The 18,460-nt window shown below is 70.8% G+C and carries 16 protein-coding genes and 1 pseudogene; 8 read left to right on the forward strand and 9 right to left on the reverse strand.

Annotated features, from left to right (window positions below; all coding sequences use genetic code 11):
- Positions 1 to 27 precede the first annotated feature (27 nt).
- The gene (locus ABTY98_RS01970) at positions 28 to 396 is read right to left on the reverse strand and encodes a DUF6479 family protein (RefSeq protein ID WP_352218913.1); all 369 of its coding nucleotides are present in this window, start codon (positions 394 to 396) and stop codon (positions 28 to 30) included.
- A 197-nt stretch (positions 397 to 593) separates the two neighbouring features.
- Here ABTY98_RS01970 and ctaD point away from each other — a divergent pair, with 197 nt between their 5' ends.
- Positions 594 to 2,267, forward strand: coding sequence for an aa3-type cytochrome oxidase subunit I (gene ctaD, locus ABTY98_RS01975; protein WP_352218914.1), 1,674 nt, complete (start codon positions 594 to 596; stop codon positions 2,265 to 2,267).
- Positions 2,264 to 2,668 carry a cytochrome c oxidase subunit 4 gene (locus tag ABTY98_RS01980; protein ID WP_352218915.1) on the forward strand — a complete coding sequence of 135 codons (405 nt, stop codon included), beginning with the start codon at positions 2,264 to 2,266 and terminating at the stop codon, positions 2,666 to 2,668. Before ctaD ends, ABTY98_RS01980 begins: the two co-directional genes overlap by 4 nt.
- On the opposite strand, the gene qcrB is transcribed toward ABTY98_RS01980, so the two are convergent.
- The 6 genes from qcrB to ABTY98_RS02010 all read right to left on the reverse strand — a co-directional run bounded on the left by qcrB (position 2,586) and on the right by ABTY98_RS02010 (position 6,993).
- Positions 2,586 to 4,103, reverse strand: coding sequence for a cytochrome bc1 complex cytochrome b subunit (qcrB, locus tag ABTY98_RS01985; protein WP_352218916.1), 1,518 nt, complete (start codon positions 4,101 to 4,103; stop codon positions 2,586 to 2,588). The two genes, ABTY98_RS01980 and qcrB, sit on opposite strands and share 83 nt — an antisense overlap.
- 140 nt (positions 4,104 to 4,243) lie before the next feature.
- The gene (locus tag ABTY98_RS01990) at positions 4,244 to 4,663 is read right to left on the reverse strand and encodes a CBS domain-containing protein (protein WP_352218917.1); all 420 of its coding nucleotides are present in this window, start codon (positions 4,661 to 4,663) and stop codon (positions 4,244 to 4,246) included.
- Positions 4,664 to 4,725: 62 nt separating this feature from the next.
- Positions 4,726 to 5,463: a metallophosphoesterase family protein gene (locus tag ABTY98_RS01995; protein ID WP_352218918.1), complete on the reverse strand. Its 738-nt coding sequence runs from the start codon at positions 5,461 to 5,463 to the stop codon at positions 4,726 to 4,728.
- Positions 5,460 to 5,702 carry a BON domain-containing protein gene (locus ABTY98_RS02000; protein ID WP_352218919.1) on the reverse strand — a complete coding sequence of 81 codons (243 nt, stop codon included), beginning with the start codon at positions 5,700 to 5,702 and terminating at the stop codon, positions 5,460 to 5,462. The genes ABTY98_RS01995 and ABTY98_RS02000 overlap by 4 nt, the downstream gene beginning before the upstream one ends.
- Positions 5,702 to 6,352 carry a nucleotidyltransferase family protein gene (locus tag ABTY98_RS02005; protein WP_352218920.1) on the reverse strand — a complete coding sequence of 217 codons (651 nt, stop codon included), beginning with the start codon at positions 6,350 to 6,352 and terminating at the stop codon, positions 5,702 to 5,704. The genes ABTY98_RS02000 and ABTY98_RS02005 overlap by 1 nt, the downstream gene beginning before the upstream one ends.
- Entirely contained in the window at positions 6,349 to 6,993 is a 645-nt protein-coding gene (locus ABTY98_RS02010) for a diguanylate cyclase (RefSeq protein WP_352218921.1), read from the reverse strand. The genes ABTY98_RS02005 and ABTY98_RS02010 overlap by 4 nt, the downstream gene beginning before the upstream one ends.
- A 190-nt stretch (positions 6,994 to 7,183) precedes the next feature.
- Between ABTY98_RS02010 and ABTY98_RS02015 the strand changes: the two genes are divergently transcribed.
- From ABTY98_RS02015 to ABTY98_RS02030, 4 genes are all read left to right on the forward strand, one after another.
- Positions 7,184 to 7,747, forward strand: coding sequence for a cysteine hydrolase family protein (locus ABTY98_RS02015; RefSeq protein ID WP_502994132.1), 564 nt, complete (start codon positions 7,184 to 7,186; stop codon positions 7,745 to 7,747).
- Positions 7,744 to 10,797, forward strand: coding sequence for an FAD-binding and (Fe-S)-binding domain-containing protein (locus ABTY98_RS02020; RefSeq protein ID WP_352218923.1), 3,054 nt, complete (start codon positions 7,744 to 7,746; stop codon positions 10,795 to 10,797). Before ABTY98_RS02015 ends, ABTY98_RS02020 begins: the two co-directional genes overlap by 4 nt.
- A 31-nt stretch (positions 10,798 to 10,828) precedes the next feature.
- A complete protein-coding gene (locus ABTY98_RS02025) occupies positions 10,829 to 12,631 on the forward strand; it encodes a thiamine pyrophosphate-requiring protein (protein ID WP_352218924.1) in 1,803 nt (600 codons plus the stop codon).
- A gap of 62 nt (positions 12,632 to 12,693) precedes the next feature.
- A complete protein-coding gene (locus ABTY98_RS02030; RefSeq protein WP_352218925.1) occupies positions 12,694 to 13,707 on the forward strand; it encodes an SDR family oxidoreductase in 1,014 nt (337 codons plus the stop codon).
- A 44-nt stretch (positions 13,708 to 13,751) separates the two neighbouring features.
- Here ABTY98_RS02030 and ABTY98_RS02035 read toward each other — a convergent pair whose 3' ends face one another.
- Entirely contained in the window at positions 13,752 to 14,504 is a 753-nt protein-coding gene (locus ABTY98_RS02035) for a YoaK family protein (protein WP_352218926.1), read from the reverse strand.
- Between the two features lie 142 nt (positions 14,505 to 14,646).
- Here ABTY98_RS02035 and ABTY98_RS02045 point away from each other — a divergent pair, with 142 nt between their 5' ends.
- Together ABTY98_RS02045 and ABTY98_RS02050 are read left to right on the forward strand one after the other, a co-directional pair.
- Complete coding sequence (locus ABTY98_RS02045) at positions 14,647 to 15,603, forward strand: alpha/beta fold hydrolase (protein ID WP_352218928.1); 957 nt, start codon at positions 14,647 to 14,649, stop codon at positions 15,601 to 15,603.
- 53 nt (positions 15,604 to 15,656) lie between these two features.
- The gene (locus tag ABTY98_RS02050) at positions 15,657 to 16,571 is read left to right on the forward strand and encodes a phytoene/squalene synthase family protein (RefSeq protein WP_352218929.1); all 915 of its coding nucleotides are present in this window, start codon (positions 15,657 to 15,659) and stop codon (positions 16,569 to 16,571) included.
- Here the strand turns inward: ABTY98_RS02050 and ABTY98_RS02055 are convergent.
- Positions 16,562 to 18,454: pseudogene (locus ABTY98_RS02055) on the reverse strand (glycoside hydrolase family 97 protein). The gene ABTY98_RS02050 and the pseudogene ABTY98_RS02055 overlap by 10 nt on opposite strands.
- Positions 18,455 to 18,460 lie beyond the last annotated feature (6 nt).

Below are 18,460 nucleotides of genomic sequence, written 5' to 3' on the forward strand. Positions count from 1 at the left end.
CGGGGCCGGGGGGTGCGCCGCCGTCCGTCACTTGGCGCCGCCTCCCCCGCCGCCGAAGGAGCCGCTGGAGCCGGGCTGCCAGCGCGGGCGGCTCTGGTTCCCGCTCGACCTGCTCGGGGCGTTGCCGAGCTGGTACGGGGTGAGACGGTCCCCCTCGCTCCCGGCCCGCGGAACCTCGTTCGGCTCGCGCATCTCCCGTTCCTCGCGCACCGGTCCGGTGCGGGGCAGCCTGGGGTGTTCCGAGCGCCGGGGCGGCGCCGACTCCCGCCGTCGTACCCCGATGCCGAGCCGGACTGCCCCCATCAGCGCGGCCGTGACGAGCAGACCACAGACGACGATCACGACCATCCCCGCCACCGAACCGGCGGCGGCCAGTTGCTCAAGAGTCATGTACATCGGTTCCGGGTACCCGCCGCGAGGCAGCGAATGCCCAGGAGACGAGGCGTGGCGGACGTGGCATCCGCCGGGTCACCGGTAGCGTCGCCCGGGAGTCGACAAACACCGATAAAACCCAATCTGTCCGGCATATTGGGGTCGTCGTGGCGGGGCGTGCCGGAGGGCGCTTCCCGCGCTCGGCACGGCTGAGGAGGACCATGAGCGAACTCTCGCAACGCGTCGCCGAAGAGCCCGCGCCTCCCGCCGCCCCGACACCCCTGGGGCGGCGGCTGCTGGGATGGGCGACCACGACCGACCACAAGGTGATCGGCCGGCTGTACATGGTGACGGCCTTCTGCTTCTTCCTCCTCGCCGGGCTGCTCGCGCTGGGTATGCGCGCCGAACTGGCGCGTCCGGGGCTGCAGTTCCTGAGCCAGGAGACCTACAACCAGTTCGTCACCATCCACGGCACCATCATGATGCTGCTGTTCGCGACCCCGATGTTCGCCGGGTTCGCCAACGCCGTGATGCCGTTGCAGATCGGCGCCCCGGACGTGGCCTTCCCGAGGCTCAACGCCCTCTCGTACTGGATGTACCTGTTCGGCGGCCTGATGGTGGTGTCGGGTTTCCTGGTGCCGGGCGGTGCCGCTTCCTTCGGCTGGTTCGCGTACGCGCCCCTCAACAGCGCGTACTTCACCCCCGGCGCGGGCGCGGACCTGTGGGTCATGGGGCTGGTGGTCACCGGTGTGTCGACGACCCTGGGCGCGGTCAACTTCATCGCGACGATCATGTGTCTGCGCGCCCCGGGCATGACGATGTTCCGGATGCCGATCTTCACCTGGAACGTGCTGTTCACGTCCATCCTCGTGCTGCCCGCGTTCCCGGTGCTCACGGCGGCGTTGCTCGCCCTGGAGTCGGACCGGAAGTTCGGCTCGCACATCTTCGACGCGCACAACGGCGGCGCGCTGCTGTGGCAGCACCTGTTCTGGTTCTTCGGGCATCCCGAGGTGTACATCGTCGCGCTGCCGTTCTTCGGGATCGTCTCCGAGATCCTCCCGGTGTTCTCGCGCAAGCCGCTGTTCGGCTATCTGCCACTGATCGGGGCCACGATCGCCATCACCATGCTGTCGGCGGTCGTGTGGGCGCACCACATGTTCGCGACCGGGGCGGTACTGCTGCCGTTCTTCTCGATCATGTCGTTCCTGATCGCCGTGCCGACCGGGATCAAGTTCTTCGCCTGGATCGGGACGATGCACCGGGGCTCGCTCTCTTTCGAGACGCCCATGCTGTGGGCGATGGGCTTCCTGGTGTCGTTCCTGCTGGGCGGGTTGAGCGGGGTGCTGATCGCGTCGCCGCCGCTGGACTTCCATGTCACCGACTCGTACTTCATCGTGGCGCATCTGCACTATGTGCTGTTCGGGACCGTGGTCTTCGCGATGTTCGCCGGGTTCTACTTCTGGTGGCCCAAGTTCACCGGGAGGATGCTCGACGAGCGCCTCGGCAAACTGCACTTCTGGCTGCTCTTCCCCGGGTTCCAGCTGACGTTCCTGGTGCAGCACTGGCTCGGCGCGGAGGGCATGCCCCGCCGGTACGCCGACTACCTGCCGGCCGACGGGTTCACCCTTCTCAACACCCTCTCGTCGGCCGGTGCGTTCCTGCTGGGCGTCTCCACGCTGCCGTTCCTCTACAACGTCTGGCGTACGGCCCACAAGGGGCGGCAGGTCGAGGTGGACGACCCCTGGGGGTTCGGGCGTGGCCTGGAGTGGGCCACCTCCTGCCCGCCGCCGCGGCACAACTTCGTGGCACTGCCCCGGGTGCGGTCGGAGTCGCCGGCCTTCGACCTGCACCATCCCGAGATCGTCCGGCAGGCGGAGAAGGAGGGGCTGCGGTGAAGGTCGAGGCACTGCTCTTCGGTGGCGTGGCCGTCTTCTTCGGCGCCGCCGCCGTGCTCTACGGGGTGTGGTCGCGCGCCGACCCGGCCGGTACGGCGGCGCTCATCGTGGCGTGCGGGATGGCCGCGCTGGTGTCGTTCTTCTGCGCGACGAACTACGTCCGCCGGGGCCGGCGCCCGCAGGACCGCTCGGACACGGAGGTGGCGGACGCCGCCGGGCCGCTGGAGTTCTTCCCGCCGCACAGCCCCTGGCCGATCGTCACCGCGCTCGGGTTCGCCCTCTCGGCGACCGGGGTGGTGTTCGGGCTGTGGCTGTTGCTCATCGGCTTCGGTGTTCTGGCTCGGGGTGTTGCCGGGCTGGTGTTCCAGTACGCGAACCGGGGGGCCGATCAGGAGGGCTGAGCGGTCGGCGTGGGGCGCCCGGCCGGAACGACGTCACCGGCCGGTGATCGCTCTCATAGCCGCCGGCGAGGTTCTGGCGTACCTCTCCGGTCTCCTCGCCCTCGGTCAGCCGCTCCTGTTCCGCGTGCAGCACGGCGTGGCACAGCGTGCGGGTCACGAAGAACGCGACGACGGGGGCGACGATCAGTGCGACCCGGAAGATCCAGGTCAGGGAGTTCACCGAGATACGGAAGGTCTGCGCGATGACGTCGTTGCCGCCGGCCAGCAGCAGCACACCGTAGAAAGTGACGCCGGCCACGCCGAGGCCGGTGCGGACGGGCCGTTCGCGCGGGCGGTCGCAGAAGTGCTGCTCCTGCCGCCACTCCCCCGTCAGCCGCTGCTCGGCGAAGGGGTAGGCGTACAGGACGGCGAAGAGCAGCGCGGGCAGGACGACGGCCGGCAGCAGGACGTTCCACATGAGGGTGTGGCCGGCGAAATTCGTCTCCCAGGGCGGGACCAGGCGCAAGGAGCCTTCCAGGAAGCCGACGTACCAGTCCGGCTGGGAAGCGGTCGACACCTGGTCCGGCCGGTAGGGGCCGTACGTCCACACCGGGTTGATCTGGGCGACGCCGGCGAGCAGTACCAGCAGCCCGGAAACGGCGAGGGACAGGCCGAGGGAGGAAGCCGTGAACTGGGGGTAGAGGGGCTTTCCGACGACGTTGGAGTTCCTGCGGCCCGGGCCGCGCCACTGGGTGTGCTTCAGGTGGAAGACCAGGATCAGGTGGACGGTGACCAGGGCGATCAGGGCCCCCGGCAGCAGCAGGATGTGCAGGCTGTACAGCAGGGGGACGATGTCGTGGCCGGGGTATTCCGAGCCGAACACGAACATGGTCACATACGTGCCGACCACGGGGATCGACAGCATGATCCCCTGGGCGATGCGCAGTCCGGTGCCGGAGAGCAGGTCGTCCGGGAGCGAGTAGCCGGCGAAGCCCTCGGCCAGGGTGAGCGCGAAGAGTGTGACGCCGATGACCCAGTTCATCTCCCGGGGCCTGCGGAAGGCCCCGGTGAAGAAGATCCGCAGAAGGTGCACGCCGATCGCGGCGACGAAGGCCAGCGCGGCCCAGTGGTGGGCCTGCCGCATCAACAGCCCGCCGCGGATGTCGAAACTGATGTGCAGGGTGGAGTCGAAGGCCCCCGATACGAGCCGGCCGCGCAGGGGGACGTACGGCCCCTGGTAGACGACCTCCTGCATCTCGGGCTTGAAGAAGAACGTCAGCCACACGCCCGTCACCATCAGGACGATCAGGCTGTAGAGGGCGATCTCCCCGAGCAGGAACGACCAGTGGTCGGGGAACGCCTTGCGCAGCAGCTGACCGGCTCCGTCGTGGACGGGCAGCCGGGCGTCGACCGCATCCGCGAACCGCTCTCCCGCCTCACCTGGCCCAGGCTTCACTCGGCGTCCTCCCTCGGGCGGCGTGCCGCCGTACTCCCGCCATTCCCTGCCCGGCAGGCGACGGGGTGAGTACCCACCCCGTCGCGAAACACCCGCGCGGCTGGGCGGCGGCACCCGATCGGCCGAGGAGCGCCGGGGCCTCAGGTGTTGGACCGGGCCGCGCTGATGTCTCCCAGGGCGGACTTCTCGTCGCGTTCTATCGCGAGGTCGCCCAGGGACACGATGCCCACCGGCCGGTCGCCGTCGACGACCGGGAGCCGCCGTATGGCGTGCTCGCGCATCAGCTGGACCGCCCGGTCCAGGCTGTCGTCCGGGGTCACGGTGACCAGGTCCGCGCTGCACGCCTGCGTCACCGTGGTCTGCTCGGGGTCGGCGCCTTCGGCGAAGGCCCGGACCACCAGATCGCGGTCGCTCACCAGGCACCGCAGGTGCCCTTCCTCGGTCACCAGGACCGCGCCGACGTCCTCGTCCCGCATCACCCGGGCGACGGAGGCCACCGACGCCTGGGGTTCGACGGTGACCAGATCGCTGGTCATGATGTCGCGCACATGCTGGACCATGACCTGCCTCCTTCTCACTGTTCGACGGTGTCTGTCGGAGACCGGGTACCCCGGGTGCGGGGTCATTCCCCGGGCTGCCGGGTGTGGAGGGAATACACGTGGAAGGCCCGCCCGATGACGGGCTGGGCGACGTTGCGCACCTTCACTCCCCCGCCGGTCATGCCGTGTTCCGTGCCGGCGTGCGCGTGTCCGTGGACGGCGAGGTCGGCCCCTGCCGTGTCGATGGCCTCGGCGAGCAGGTAGCTGCCGAGGAACGGGTAGATCTCCAGGGGTTCGCCGGCCAGGGTGTCGGGCACGGGGGCGAAGTGGGTGAGGGCGATCCGTACGTCGCAGTCGCGGCGGTGCAGGTCTTCGAGGGCCGCGCGCAGGCCGTCGGCGCAACGGCGTGAGTACCGTACGAACTCCTTCATCACGGGTTCGCCGAACTCGCCGGCGCACCGGCCCACGAACCCGCCGCCGAACCCCTTGGTGCCGGCCACGCCGATCCGGAGGTCACCACGGGTCACCACGGTCGCCTCGCCCTCCAGGACGTGCGCTCCGGCGTCCCGGAGGATGCCGGTGACCTCGTCGGGGTGGTCGTCGTGGTGGTCGTGGTTGCCGAGGACGGCGACGACCGGGATGCCCAGGTCCTTGATCTCCCGGGCGACCACCCGTGCCTCCTCGGGTGTGCCGTGCCGGGTGAGGTCGCCGGCCAGCAGGAGCACGTCGGCGTGGTCGGGCAGTGTCTCGAAGGCGGGGCGGAGGGTGCCCTGGCTGTCGGGGCCCATGTGGATGTCGCCGACGGCCGCGACCCGGGTCATGTCAGCTCCTCCGAGTGGTCGGGCGGCGTGGTCTCCGCGACCACGAGGTCACAGTGCACCGGTACGCCCGCCAGCCCTTCGCGGGCGATACGGAGGATGTCCTCGCGGCAGCCGGCCGACGGAACCGTCCCCGTCAGCAGGACCGTTTCCCCCCGGATCTCGGCGCGTACCCCCAGCTCGCCGCACCGCCCCTCCGCGAGCCGTTCGGCGACGTGGGCCACCCGGTATTCCAGGTTCATCACTGCTCCTGTACAGGGTCGATGACGTCCAGCCGCTCCAGTAGGTAGAGAAAGGCGGCGGGCATCGGCTCGTCACCGCAGCGGCGACGCACGTCCGCCCAGTCGACCTTCTCGCGCAGCGAGCGGGCCACCGGCAGGACGGCTCCGAAGTCGCAGTGGTGCTCCGAGAAGGCGGTGCTCAGGCTCACCAGCAGGTCGGTCGCCGACAGGACCGGCATGTGCACCGAGTCGACGGAGAGCTCCTCGGCTCGGGCCAGCAGGTCCACGGTGACCGGCTGGCGGGCCAGTTCGAAGATGATGTCGACGTCCTGGTCGAAGCACGTGGTCTTCACCAGCCAGTCCTCCGGCGGGACGCGCACGGTCAGACCGGCGGAGCGCAGCGAACCGGCCACCGCCTCGGCGTCCTCGGGCAGCACGCAGAAGTCGGCGTCGTGCTGCAGGGTGCCGCTGCCGCCGTGGGCGTAGACCGCCACGCTCCCGGCCAGCGCGAACTTGTGTCCGGCCCGCTTCAGGATGGCGCCCACCTGCTTGGCGGCCTCCAGGATGGCCTGGGTGCGATCGGGCGGCAGTTGTTCCCGCCCGGCCGGCTCCGGATCCTGGCCGGTCGCCTGGAGGCCGGGGGCCTGGGCCGCGCCCTGCCCGTGTCTCATCGACGGCTCCCTTCGCGCGCCGCGGTCAGCAGGCAGCGACGCAGCTCTTCGGCGTACGGCACGACGACCCCGGCCACGATCACCCCGGCGAGCGCGGCCAGGTACCTGGCCGGCAGCGGATGCTCCTTGGGGAGCAGACGCCAGTCCTGCGGGTCCGTGCCGCCCCGCAGGGTGCGGCGGACCTGGTCGGCGTGCAGGCAGGCGGTGAAGGACAGGGCGGTCAGCGGCAGCACCTCCAGGAAGCTGTGGATGTGCTGCTCGATGGGCCGGACCTCGCGTTCACCGACGGCGAGCGACACGTCGTACAGGGCCGTGGCGCCGTGGGCGAGGGCGGCGCCGCCCATCACGGTGAGCACCAGCGGATTGACCCGGGCGAGCAGACCCATGAGCACCGGCACTCCGGCCTCGGTCATCATCAGCGCGTGGACCACGGACTCCTTGGTGCCGCTGGTGTGCTCGATCCGGGTCCGCCGGTGCATCCACCAGTCCGCCAGGCCGGGCACCACCCACAGCGGCAGGGCACCGTACAGCAGGAACCGCCGACTGGCGTCCTCCACCGCGGTCGAGTGGAGCGGGATCCGCAGGTCGTCGGAGCGCCGCCAGTTACGCCAGGCCTTCCGGGGCAGCACACGCAGTGCCATGGGAAACCTCCCTGAGGTCGGTCTGTCGGGGACCCGCCTCCCCGGTACCCCTCCTCATCCGGGCGACACGCCGTGCACAACCCGGTGCCCACCGGGTACTCGGCAACGGACCCGGCATGACCCGCGCAAGGTGGTGGACTCCGTGTCCGGACCTGGACAGAACGACGGCAGCGCGCTCGTCGTGATCGACATGATCAACACCTACGACCACGAGGACGCCGAGCTGCTGCTGCCCGCCGCCGAGCAGGTCGTGCCCGTTCTGGCGGAGCTGATCGGCCGGGCCCGGGACGCGGGCGTGCCGGTGGTCTACGCCAACGACAACTTTGGGCTCTGGCGCTCCCACCACGGTGAACTGGTCGAGACCGCGCTGTCCCGCCCGCACGCCCACCTGGTCGAGCCGATCCGGCCGGACGAGGAATCCCTGTTCGTGGTCAAGGCCCGGCACTCGATCTTCTACGAGACGCCCCTGTCGTATCTGCTGTGGAAACTCGGCGTGGGGACAGTGGTGTTGACCGGTCAGGTCACCGAGCAGTGCGTCCTGTACTCCGCCCTGGACGCGCACATCCGCCATCTGGACGTCACGGTGCCGCAGGACGCGGTCGCCTCGATCCACCCCCATCTGGCGGCCTCGGCGCTGGAAATGATGGAGCTCAACATGGGCGCCCGCATTGTCGGGGCGAAGGAACTCGACTTTCGGGGTACCCGGTCGCCCGTACCGGAGGGAACCGCACACCAGCCCGGAGGTCGGTCATGAGCCCACGCGTCCCTGGAGAGCCCCTCGACGGCCTGGTCACGGCCCTGCGCGCCGGGACCGACGCCGAGGTCCGCTTCGATCCCGGCAGCCGGGGCGCCTACTCCACGGACGGTTCCAACTACCGGCAGGTCCCGCTGGGCGTGGTCGTCCCCCGCACGGTCGAGGCCGGTGCGCGCGCGGTGGAGCTGTGCGCGCGCTTCGACGTCCCGGTGCTGTCGCGCGGCGGCGGCACGAGCCTCGCCGGGCAGACCACGAACGCGGCCGTGGTGATCGACTGGAGCAAGCACTGCGACGCGCTGGTCTCCGTGGACGCCGAAGCCCGCACCTGTGTGGTCGAACCGGGGATCGTCCTGGACGAGCTCAACCGGCGTCTCGCCGGTCACCACCTCCAGTTCGGCCCGAAGCCGTCCACGCACAGTCACTGTGCGCTGGGCGGCATGATCGGCAACAACTCGTGCGGGGCGTCCGCGCAGGCGTACGGGAAGACCGTCGACAACGTGCGCAGGCTGGAGGTCCTGACGTACGACGGTCTGCGGATGTGGGTGGGGCCGACCTCGTCGGCCGAGCGGGCACACATCGCCGCCGAGGGCGGGCGGCGGGCCGAGCTGTACGACGGTCTCGATCGCCTCGTCGCCGAGTATCTGGGGGACATCCGGCGCGGCTATCCGAAGATCCCGCGCCGGGTCTCCGGCTACAACCTCGACTCGCTGCTGCCGGAGAACCGCTTCGACGTGGCCCGTGCCCTGGTCGGCAGCGAGGGCACGCTGGTCACGGTCCTGCACGCCGAACTCGACCTGGTCCCGGTGCCCGCCTACCAGTCGCTGCTGGTGCTGGGGTACGACGACATCTGCCGGGCCGCCGACGACGTGCCCCAGCTGCTCGAGCACTGCTCCCCCGGCCAGCTGGAGGCCCTGGACGGGCGGATGGCGCAGCTGATGCGCGAGGAGCACGCCTACCTCGACTCGCTGCGCGCTCTTCCCGAGGGGGACAGCTGGCTGCTGGTGCAGTTCACCGGGGACAGTCAGGAGGGCGTCGACGAGCAGGCTCAGGCCCTGTTGGCGGCGATCGGCCGGTCCGAGAAGGACGCCACGGTCGCCTTCTCCGACGACCCGGAGCGTGAGCAGAAGATGCTCAAGGCCAGGGAGGCAGGGCTCGGGGTGACCGCACGCCCGCCGGACGACCGGGAGACCTGGGAGGGCTGGGAGGACTCCGCGGTACCGCCCGAGCGACTGGGCGACTATCTGCGAGATCTCAAAGGGCTGTTCGAGGAGTTCGGCTACGACCATCCCTCGCTGTACGGGCACTTCGGGCAGGGGTGTGTGCACACCCGGATCCCGTTCGGGTTGAAGACGGCGGAGGGCGTGGCGGACTTCCGGCGCTTCCTGGAGCGGGCCGCCGACCTGGTCGCCTCCTACGGCGGCTCGCTGTCGGGCGAGCACGGTGACGGGCAGGCCCGAGGTGAGCTGCTGACACGGATGTTCGGGGAGCGGCTGGTCGGTGCCTTCGGTGAACTGAAGGCGCTGTTCGATCCGGGCAACCGGATGAACCCGGGCAAGATCGTCGACCCGAATCCGGTGGACGGTCAACTGCGGCTGGGCGCGGCCTGGCGGCCGGCGGACCACGACACCCACTTCGGCTACCCGGATGACGACCGCTCCTTCACCCAGGCGGTGCTGCGCTGCGTCGGCATCGGCAATTGCCGCACTCATCAAGGTGGCGTGATGTGTCCCTCGTACCGGGCCACCAAGGAGGAGGAGCATTCGACCCGGGGCCGCGCCCGGCTGCTGTTCGAGATGCTCGACGGACACCCCGACTCGGCGGTGACCGACGGCTGGCGCTCGACGGAGGTCCGGGACGCACTGGACCTTTGTCTGGCCTGCAAGGGCTGCAAGTCGGACTGTCCGACGGGCGTGGACATGGCCACACACAAGGCGGAGTTCCTCGCCCATCACTACGAGCGGCGACTGCGTCCCGCCGCCCACTACTCGATGGGCTGGCTGCCATTGTGGGCCCAACTGGCCGAGCACGCACCGGGCCTGGCGAACAGCGCGCTGCAGGCGCCGGTCCTCGGCCGGTTCGGGAAGCGGCTCGCCGGAGTGGACTCGGCCCGGCGGCCCCCGGTCTTCGCCGAGCGGTCCTTCGTACGGTGGTGGCGCGCCCTCGGCACCGAGGAGCCGGACCCGGCCGATCCGGCGACCGTGGTCCTGTGGCCGGACACCTTCAGCAACCACTTCCACCCCGCCGTCGCGATGTCGGCCGTACGGGTGCTGGAGGACGCGGGCTTCCGGGTCGCCGTGCCCGACTCACCGGTGTGCTGCGGGCTGACGTGGATCTCCACGGGGCAACTGGCCACGGCGAAAAGGGTGCTGCGCCGCACTCTGCAGGTCATGCGCCCGTATCTGGACGCGGGCACCCCGGTCATCGGGCTTGAACCCTCCTGCACCGCCGTCTTCCGGTCCGACGCCGCGGAACTGCTGCCGGACGACCAGGACGTGCAGCGGCTGGCGGGGCAGACACGCACCTTCGCCGAACAGCTCGTCCGGCACGCGCCCGCCGGCTGGCAGCCGCCGTTCCTCGCCCGGCAGGCGACCGTACAGACACACTGCCACCAGCACGCGATCATGAAGTCCGACGCCGACCGTGAACTCATGAGCCGTGCCCGTCTCGACGCGGACGTGCTCGACGAGGGCTGCTGCGGTCTGGCCGGGAACTTCGGATTCGAGCGCGGACACCACGAAGTCTCCATGGCCGTCGGCGAGTTGGGGGTGCTGCCTGCCGTCCGCGCGGCGGCCCCCGACAGCCTGGTGCTGGCCGACGGCTTCAGTTGCCGCACCCAGATCGAGCAGGGCGACACCGGGCGCCGGGCCCTGCATCTGGCGGAGGCGCTCGCCCTCGCACTCGACGGCCCGCTGCCCAGCGACCGGCCCGAACGGCTGGCCCGTCGGCCCGCCGAGCCCTCCGGCACGGCCCGGTGGGCGACCACCGCCGTCGCCGGGACAGTGACGGCCGCGGCCGCCCTCCGAGCCGTACGGCATCTGCGCCGCCCGTAACCCACCCATCACGTCAGGAAAGGTTCCGACCATGTCGACGAAGGTCTCCGACTACATCCTCCAGCGGCTGCGCGAGTGGGAAGTGGAGCACGTCTTCGCCTACCCGGGCGACGGTATCAACGGCCTGCTCGCGGCCTGGGGCCGAGCGGAGAACAACCCCCGGTTCATCCAGTCCCGTCACGAGGAGATGTCCGCCTTCGAGGCCGTCGGCTACGCCAAGTTCTCCGGGCGGGTCGGTGTCTGCGCCGCCACCTCCGGGCCCGGCGCCATCCATCTCCTCAACGGCCTGTACGACGCCAAGCTCGACCATGTGCCGGTGGTGGCGATCGTCGGGCAGACCAACCGCAGCGCCATGGGCGGCTCCTACCAGCAGGAGGTCGACCTGCTGTCCCTGTACAAGGACGTCGCCTCGGACTTCTGCGAGATGGTCACCGTCCCCGAGCAGCTCCCGAACGTACTCGACCGGGCGATGCGCACCGCCATGGCCCGCCGCTCGGTGACCGCCGTGATCGTCCCGGCCGACGTTCAGGAACTGGACTACTCGCCGCCCGAGCACGCCTTCAAGATGGTGCCCTCCAGCCTCGGCATGCCGCACTACGCGCCGGTGCCGGACGACGGCGATCTGCAGCGGGCCGCCGATGTGCTCAACTCCGGCGGCAAGACGGCCATCCTGATCGGTCAGGGCGCGCGCGGCGCCCGGGCGGAGGTCAAGGAGGTCGCCGACCGGCTCGGCGCCGGGGTCGCCAAGGCGCTGCTGGGCAAGGACGCCCTCGACGACGACCTGCCGTATGTCACCGGCGCGATCGGACTGCTCGGCACCCGGCCGTCGTACGAGATGATGCGTGACTGCGACTCGCTGCTCGTCATCGGCTCGTCCTTCCCCTACACGCAGTTCCTGCCGGCGTTCGGCAAGGCACGGGCCGTGCAGGTGGACATCGATCCGCACATGGTCGGGCTGCGCTACCCCTTCGAGGTCAACCTGGTCGGAGACGCCGCCCGGACGCTGCGCCGGCTGCTGCCGCTGCTGGACCAGATGGAGGACCCCTCCTGGCGGACGAAGATCGAGAACAATGTCAAGGAGTGGTGGGAGGTGATGGAGCGGCGGGCCGAGGTCGAGGCCGATCCGATCAACCCGGAGTACGTCGCCCACGCCCTCAACGGGCTGCTCCCGGACAACGTCATCCTCTCCGCCGACTCGGGCTCGGCGGCCAACTGGTACGCCCGGCACCTGAGGCTGCGCGGGACGATGCGGGGCTCGCTGTCGGGGACGCTGGCCACCATGGGGCCGGGCGTGCCGTACGCCATCGGCGCCAAGTTCGCGCACGGCGACCGGCCGGTGATTGCCCTGGTCGGTGACGGGGCCATGCAGATGAACGGCATGGCCGAGCTCATCACGATCGCCAAGTACTGGCAGGACTGGGCGGATCCGCGGCTGATCGTCGCCGTCTTCAACAACCGGGACCTGAACCAGGTGACCTGGGAGATGCGCGCGATGGAGGGCGCCCCGCAGTTCCTGCCCTCGCAGTCCCTTCCGGACGTGCGGTACGCCGACTTCGCCCGCTCCCTCGGTCTGGCCGGCATGCGGATCGAGCAGCCGGACGGAGTGGCGGGTGCCTGGGAGGCCGCGCTGGCCGCCGACCGGCCGTGCGTGCTCGACTTCGTGACCGACCCCGCCGTACCGCCGATCCCGCCGCACGCCACCCTCGACCAGATCGAGGCCGCGGCGGCCGCCGTGCTCAAGGGCGACAGCGACCGGGTGGCGATGGTCCGGCAGGGCTTCAAGGCCAAGGTGCAGGAGTTCCTGCCGCACCGTCACGACGCCGGGCAGCGGTGAGCGATCCGCCGATCGTCGAGCCGACGAACCGTCAGGACCACCGTGACCCTAAGGAATCGACCATGTCGCAAGTCGTCGTCATCACCGGAGCCAGCGCCGGCATCGGCCGTGCCACGGCGCGTCTCTACGCCGAGCGCGGAGCGTCCGTCGCCCTTCTCGCGCGGGGCCGGGCCGGGCTGGAAGCAGCGGCGCAGGAGGTCGCCGAGCTCGGGGGGCGCCCGCTGATCCAGGAGGCCGACACCGCCGACCCCGGCCAGGTGGAGGCCGCCGCCGATGCCGTCGAGCGGACCCTCGGGCCCATCGACGTCTGGATCAACTGCGCCTTCACCAGTGTGTTCGCGCCCTTCACCGACATCGCCCCGGAGGAGTACCGGCGGGTCACCGAGGTGACCTACCTCGGGTTCGTCAACGGCACCCGGACCGCCCTCGCCCGGATGCTTCCGCGCGACCGGGGCACCGTCGTCCAGGTCGGCTCGGCGCTCGGTGAGCGGGCGATCCCGCTCCAGTCCGCCTACTGCGGTGCCAAGCACGCCATCAACGGCTTCACCTCGTCCGTGCGGATCGAACTGCTGCACAGGGGCAGCAACGTGCACATCACCGTCGCCCAGATGCCCGCGGTCAACACCCCCCAGTTCTCCTGGGTCCGCTCCCGGCTCCCCCGGCATCCGCAGCCGGTGCCGCCGATCTACCAGCCCGAGGTGGCCGCGCGGGGTGTCGTACAGGCGGCCGACCACCCCGGGCGCAAGCAGCGCTACATCGGGGCCACCACCGCGGCGACGATCTGGGCCAACCGGCTCGCCCCCGCCCTCCTCGACCGCTACCTGGCGCGCACAGGTTTCGGTTCGCAGCAGACGGACGCTCCCGCGCCGGCCGGTCCCGGCAACCTGTACACCCCGGCGGACGCGGCGCCCGGCTCCGACCACGGGGCACACGGCGAGTTCGACGAGCGGTCCCATGCGCACTCCGTGCAGGCCGCGCTGGCCCGCCACCCCGCGGCGACGGCGGTGACCACGACGGCGCTGACCGTCGCGGCCGCCGGCGGCATCCGCCGGCTGCTGGGCGGCAGAAGCGGGTAGGGACGGCGGTCGCCGGCGGTGGGCGGCCCACACCGGGGCTCAGTTCAGAGCGGTTGGGTCCAGCGTGCGTCCGAACGGGTCAGGACGAACGCGTCGAGTGTGCTGCCCACGAGGAGCACGGTGGCGAACAGCAGCGGCAGGGAGGGGCTGCCGTAGCGGACGGCGAAGGCGCCGACGAGGGCACCGGCGAACATCGCCAGCGCCGAGAGGGCGCGCCTGCCGGTCTTGCCTCCGCCGCCTCCGGCGGCCCTGCTGTCGGAGGCCATGCCGGTGATGGTCAGGGTCAGGACGGTCGTGGTGAGGTCCGGTACGGCGAGCGCGCGGGCGGTCGCGTTCTGGACACCCATGGCGAGGCCGAGGAGCGCGATCAGCGTGTACCGGGTCCCGGCGGTGTCCATGGGGGCGCCGTACCGCGCGACGGTGTCGGCCGCCAGGAACAGGACCGTCTCCACGATGAGCGCCAGGTGCAGGACGCGGCCGCGGTGGGCGCGGGCCCGGTGGGCGATTCGGCCGCCCAGGAGGGCACCCGCGCCGAAGACGGCCAGCGCGACCAGCGAGGCGACCAGGGAGAAGCCCGCGGCGCCCGCGATCGCGAAGCCGGAGAAGACCACGTTGCCGGTCATGTTGGCGACGAAGACATGGCCGAGCACCAGATAGCTGAAGGAGTCCACGAGGCCGGTCACCACGGTGAGGGCGAGCATCAGCGGGGGCAGGGGGCCATGGCGGTCCGCCGGGTCGGGCAGCACGGTCGCCCGTGCGTCACGGAGTACGCGGAGGACTGCGTCCTTGATCGACATCGTGGTCCTTTCCGAACCGGAACGAAACCGCACCTCGCGCGGTGCGCCACCTCCAGCGTCCGGCCGGCATTTCGCCCGGCACCACAACCTGTCGGACCACCGGACACGGTAGCCGAAGATCGTTGCGCGTACGCTCGTGCACATGGTTCAGCATCGATTGATCGACGTGAACGGAATCCGGCTGCACATCGCCGAGGAGGGTTCCGGCCCGCTGGTCGTGCTGCTGCACGGCTTCCCAGAATCATGGCACTCCTGGAAGCACCAGTTCGGCCGGCTGGCCGAGGCCGGCTTTCATGTGGTCGCCCCCGACCAGCGGGGCTACGGCAGCAGCGAGCACCCCGAGGACGTCGACGCGTACAGCATCTTCCACCTGGTCGGCGATGTCGTGGGGCTGATCCGGGAGTTGGGCGAGGAGAAGGCGTTCGTCGTCGGGCACGACTGGGGCGCGCCGGTGGCCTGGCACACCGCGCTGTTCCGGCCGGACCTGGTGCGCGGGGTGGCCGGGCTGAGCGTACCGCCGCCGTTTCGGGGGACGAAGCCTCCGCTCCAGGCCATGAACGAGATGTTCGGTGGCCGCTTCTACTGGAACTACTTCAACCTGCCGGGTGTCGCCGACGCCGAGTTCGCCCGCGACCCGCGCACCACGCTGCGGAAGTTCTTCGCCATGGCCGCCGGTGACGGCACCGGCGAGGTCCGGCAGCCCCTGGTCGACCCCGAGCGCGGCTGGCTCGCCGACATGCGGGATCCCGAGGAGCTGCCGGAGTGGTTCACCGAGGAGGACCTGGACGCCCTCACCGAGAGCTTCTCCCAGGGTTTCACCGGGGCGCTCAACTGGTACCGCAACCTCGATCGCAACTGGGAACTGACCGCTCCCTGGCAGGGTGCCGTCGTCACTCCGCCCGCGCTGTACGTCTACGGCGACCGTGACCTGGTGCCGGTGTTCCCCGGTACGCCCGAACTCATCGAGCGGCTCCCCGCCCTGATGCCCAACCTGGTGCGCGAGCCCCTCAAGCTGGCGGGCTGTGGGCACTGGACCCAGCAGGAGCGGCCGGACGAGGTGAACGCGGCGCTCGTCGACTTCCTCAAGTCCCTTTCCTGAGTCCCCTTCCGCGGTCGGGCTCGGCAGTTCGCGCGTACCTCTACGATCTCCTCGTGAGCGCGTGGAATCAGAGCCTGACCGCGGCCGGGATCCGGGAACCGGAGCTGCGGCGGGACTACAGCACCCAACGGCGTACGGTCCGCCGGTATCGCAGGAGCGCCTATCTGGCCTGCCGGATGCTGCTGCCGCCCGCGGTGCAGCCCCATGTGGTGGCCGCGACGGCCGTCATGCACCACGGGGACAACCTGCTGGACAGCGGTCCCGAGTCGCAGCGTGCGCAGGCCTGGGCCGGCTGGGAGCAGCGGGTACGCACCGGGCTGGAGACGGGGACCAGTGACGATCCCCTGGTCCGTACCCTCCTGCACACGGTCACCGCGTACCCCCGGCACCGGGAGGTCGTGGAGGCCTACCTGGCCACCGCCACCGCCGAACTGGAGTTCACCGGTTTCGCGACCGAGGCCGACTACCAGGACTATCTCGACGCCTACTCGTTGCCCGCCTTCCTGCTGATAGGCGCGCTGCTGGGCCCCGAGACCGATCCCGGCGGACGGTTCCTGGCCGGCTGCCGCAGGCTCATCGACGGCAGCCAGCGGCTGGATTTCGTCAACGACCTCGCCGAGGACCTGCGAGAGGGCAGGCCGGGCATCCCTGCGGAGACCCTGAAGCGCTTCTCCGTCACGGCGGAGGACCTCACGGCGGGACAGGCCTCGCCCGGTCTGCGATCGCTCGTGGCACACGAAGTCGAGACCGCCCGGGTCGACCTGCGGTCGGCCCGGGAACTGCTCGAACTGCTCCCGGCCGCCCACCGCCCGCTGGTGGAGACGCTGATCGAGATCGAACTGCTCACCGCCGAGGCCGTGCTCGCGCCCGGCACGGACGTCCTGCGCGGCTCGGCGTCACCGTCCACGGCGGGCACCCTCAAGCTGGTGCTCGGTGCCCGCCGCAGGGCGGTGCGTGCTCAGCGGTAGCAGCTGGTGACACCCGGGTGCCAGGGGCAGGCGATCCCGGCGAAGCCGCCGTCGGCGACGACGCCGACGCTCAGGTCGTCACCGCCGCGCAGGACTTCGCTCTCCTGGACAAGGCCTTCGGTGCCGTCCCGGATCGTCTGCACCAGCCACCGTCCGCGGCCGATGGTCAGCGGGACCGTGGCCGTGTGGGCGGCGCCGGCGTACACCCCGCCCAGGAACCAGCGGTTCCCGCTGCGGCGGGCGAGGACGGCTTCCTGACCGGGGCTGCCGGCCAGCAGGCGGGTGTCGTCCCAGGCCGCGGGCAGCTGGTCGAGGAAGTCCCGGGCGAGCGGCCGGGCGTCGTACGACTCTGGGGTGCCGGCGAACATCTGGAGGCCGGACTCGTAGGCGACGGTGAGTCCGGTCTCGGCCGCGTCGGAGTCCGGGCGCTGGCCGACGCGCTGGAAGCCGCCGGGGGTGAAGTCCATGGAGCCGATGACGTTGCGGGTGAAGGGGAGGGTGGTGAGGTGGGTGGCGGTGTTGGTGCGCTTCTCCTCGCCGCCGACGGCCTCCATGCTCATCACCTGGGGCCAGGTGCGCTGGACGCCCTTGGGGAGGGTGGCGCCGTGGAAGTCGACCAGGAGGTGGTGGGCGGCGGTCTCCGGGAGGATGGCGTCGTACCACTGGAGCATGGACTGCGCCTCGGAGTTCATGAAGTCGATCTTGACGCCCTTGACGCCCCAGCGTTCCAGGGTGGGTAGCCACCGGGCGCGTTCCTCGGGGGTGTCGAGGTCGCGCTGGTGGATCCAGACGACGATCCCGACGCCCTTGGCGCGCGCGTAGTCGACGAGTTCCGGCATCCAGCTGTCGGTCTGCCAGTCGGGGTCGGTGAGGTCCCACTGGTCCTTCTCGAAGTACCAACCGGCGTCGACGGCCTCGTAGGGCCAGTGCCGTGCGGCCGCGTAGTCGACGTACGCCTTCTGCGCGGCGAGGCTCTGACCTGCCGTGCGGCCGCCCGCGAGTCATGTCCACAGTACGGTGCCGGGGCGGATCCAGGACGTGTCGGTGACCTTGGTGGCGGGGGCGAGGTCGTCGGTGAAGGTGGACCGGGTGACCGTGGCGAGGTCGCCGGTGATCATGGCCCGCCAGGGGGTGGCGAGCGTCCCGGCGGTGTGGACCTCGGTGTCGGCGAGCTCGATGCGGTAGGTGCCGGTGCCCTGGGTGTGCGCGAGCCGGGCGCCGGAGTAGCTGCCGGTGAGGTCGGACTCGGCGAGCAGGGTGTAACCGCCGCCGGTGGCGAAGAGCGCCTGGTACGAGTACTCGCCGCTGGGGGCGGTCGCGGCGGTGTACTGGTTGAACTGGCCCTCGTTGTCGACCCGGTAGGTGCTGAGCCAGGCGCCCGCGTCCGCCGGCAGGTTGAACGCGGAGGTCTCGCCGAGCACGTCGCCGTGTCCGGGGGGCAGTACGTACCGGTAGGCGATGCCGTCGGCGGAGGCGCGGACGACGAGGTCGAGGCGGGCGCCGGCGGCGGTGGCGAAGGACAGCCGGGTCTCGTCCATGCGCACCCTGCGGTCCAGCCGTTTCCCGGACTTCGCCCGGTAACGCTCCTCGACTCTACGGTCCTTGCGGTGCAGGAAGCGCAACCCCTGTGAGAGATCGGCCTGTTGGGTGACGATGCCGACGGGTGACGGCTCGGTCACCGTACGGCCGTCACGGGACACCGCGAGGCTGAGTGTTCCGGTGGTGGTGTCGAGGGCGATCCGGGCCCGGGGTGCGTGCGCCGCCTCGGACACGGTCCAGGTGTGCGAACGCTGCTCGGCCCGTGCGGGCGCGGACGTCAGGAGGGTGGCCGCCAGTCCGGCGCAGAGCGCGGCGACCACGGTTCTTGGAAGCGGAACGGCCATGAGGAC

The organism is Streptomyces sp. NPDC096040, assembly GCF_040303265.1.
In the GTDB taxonomy this organism is placed as follows: Bacteria; Actinomycetota; Actinomycetes; order Streptomycetales; family Streptomycetaceae; genus Streptomyces.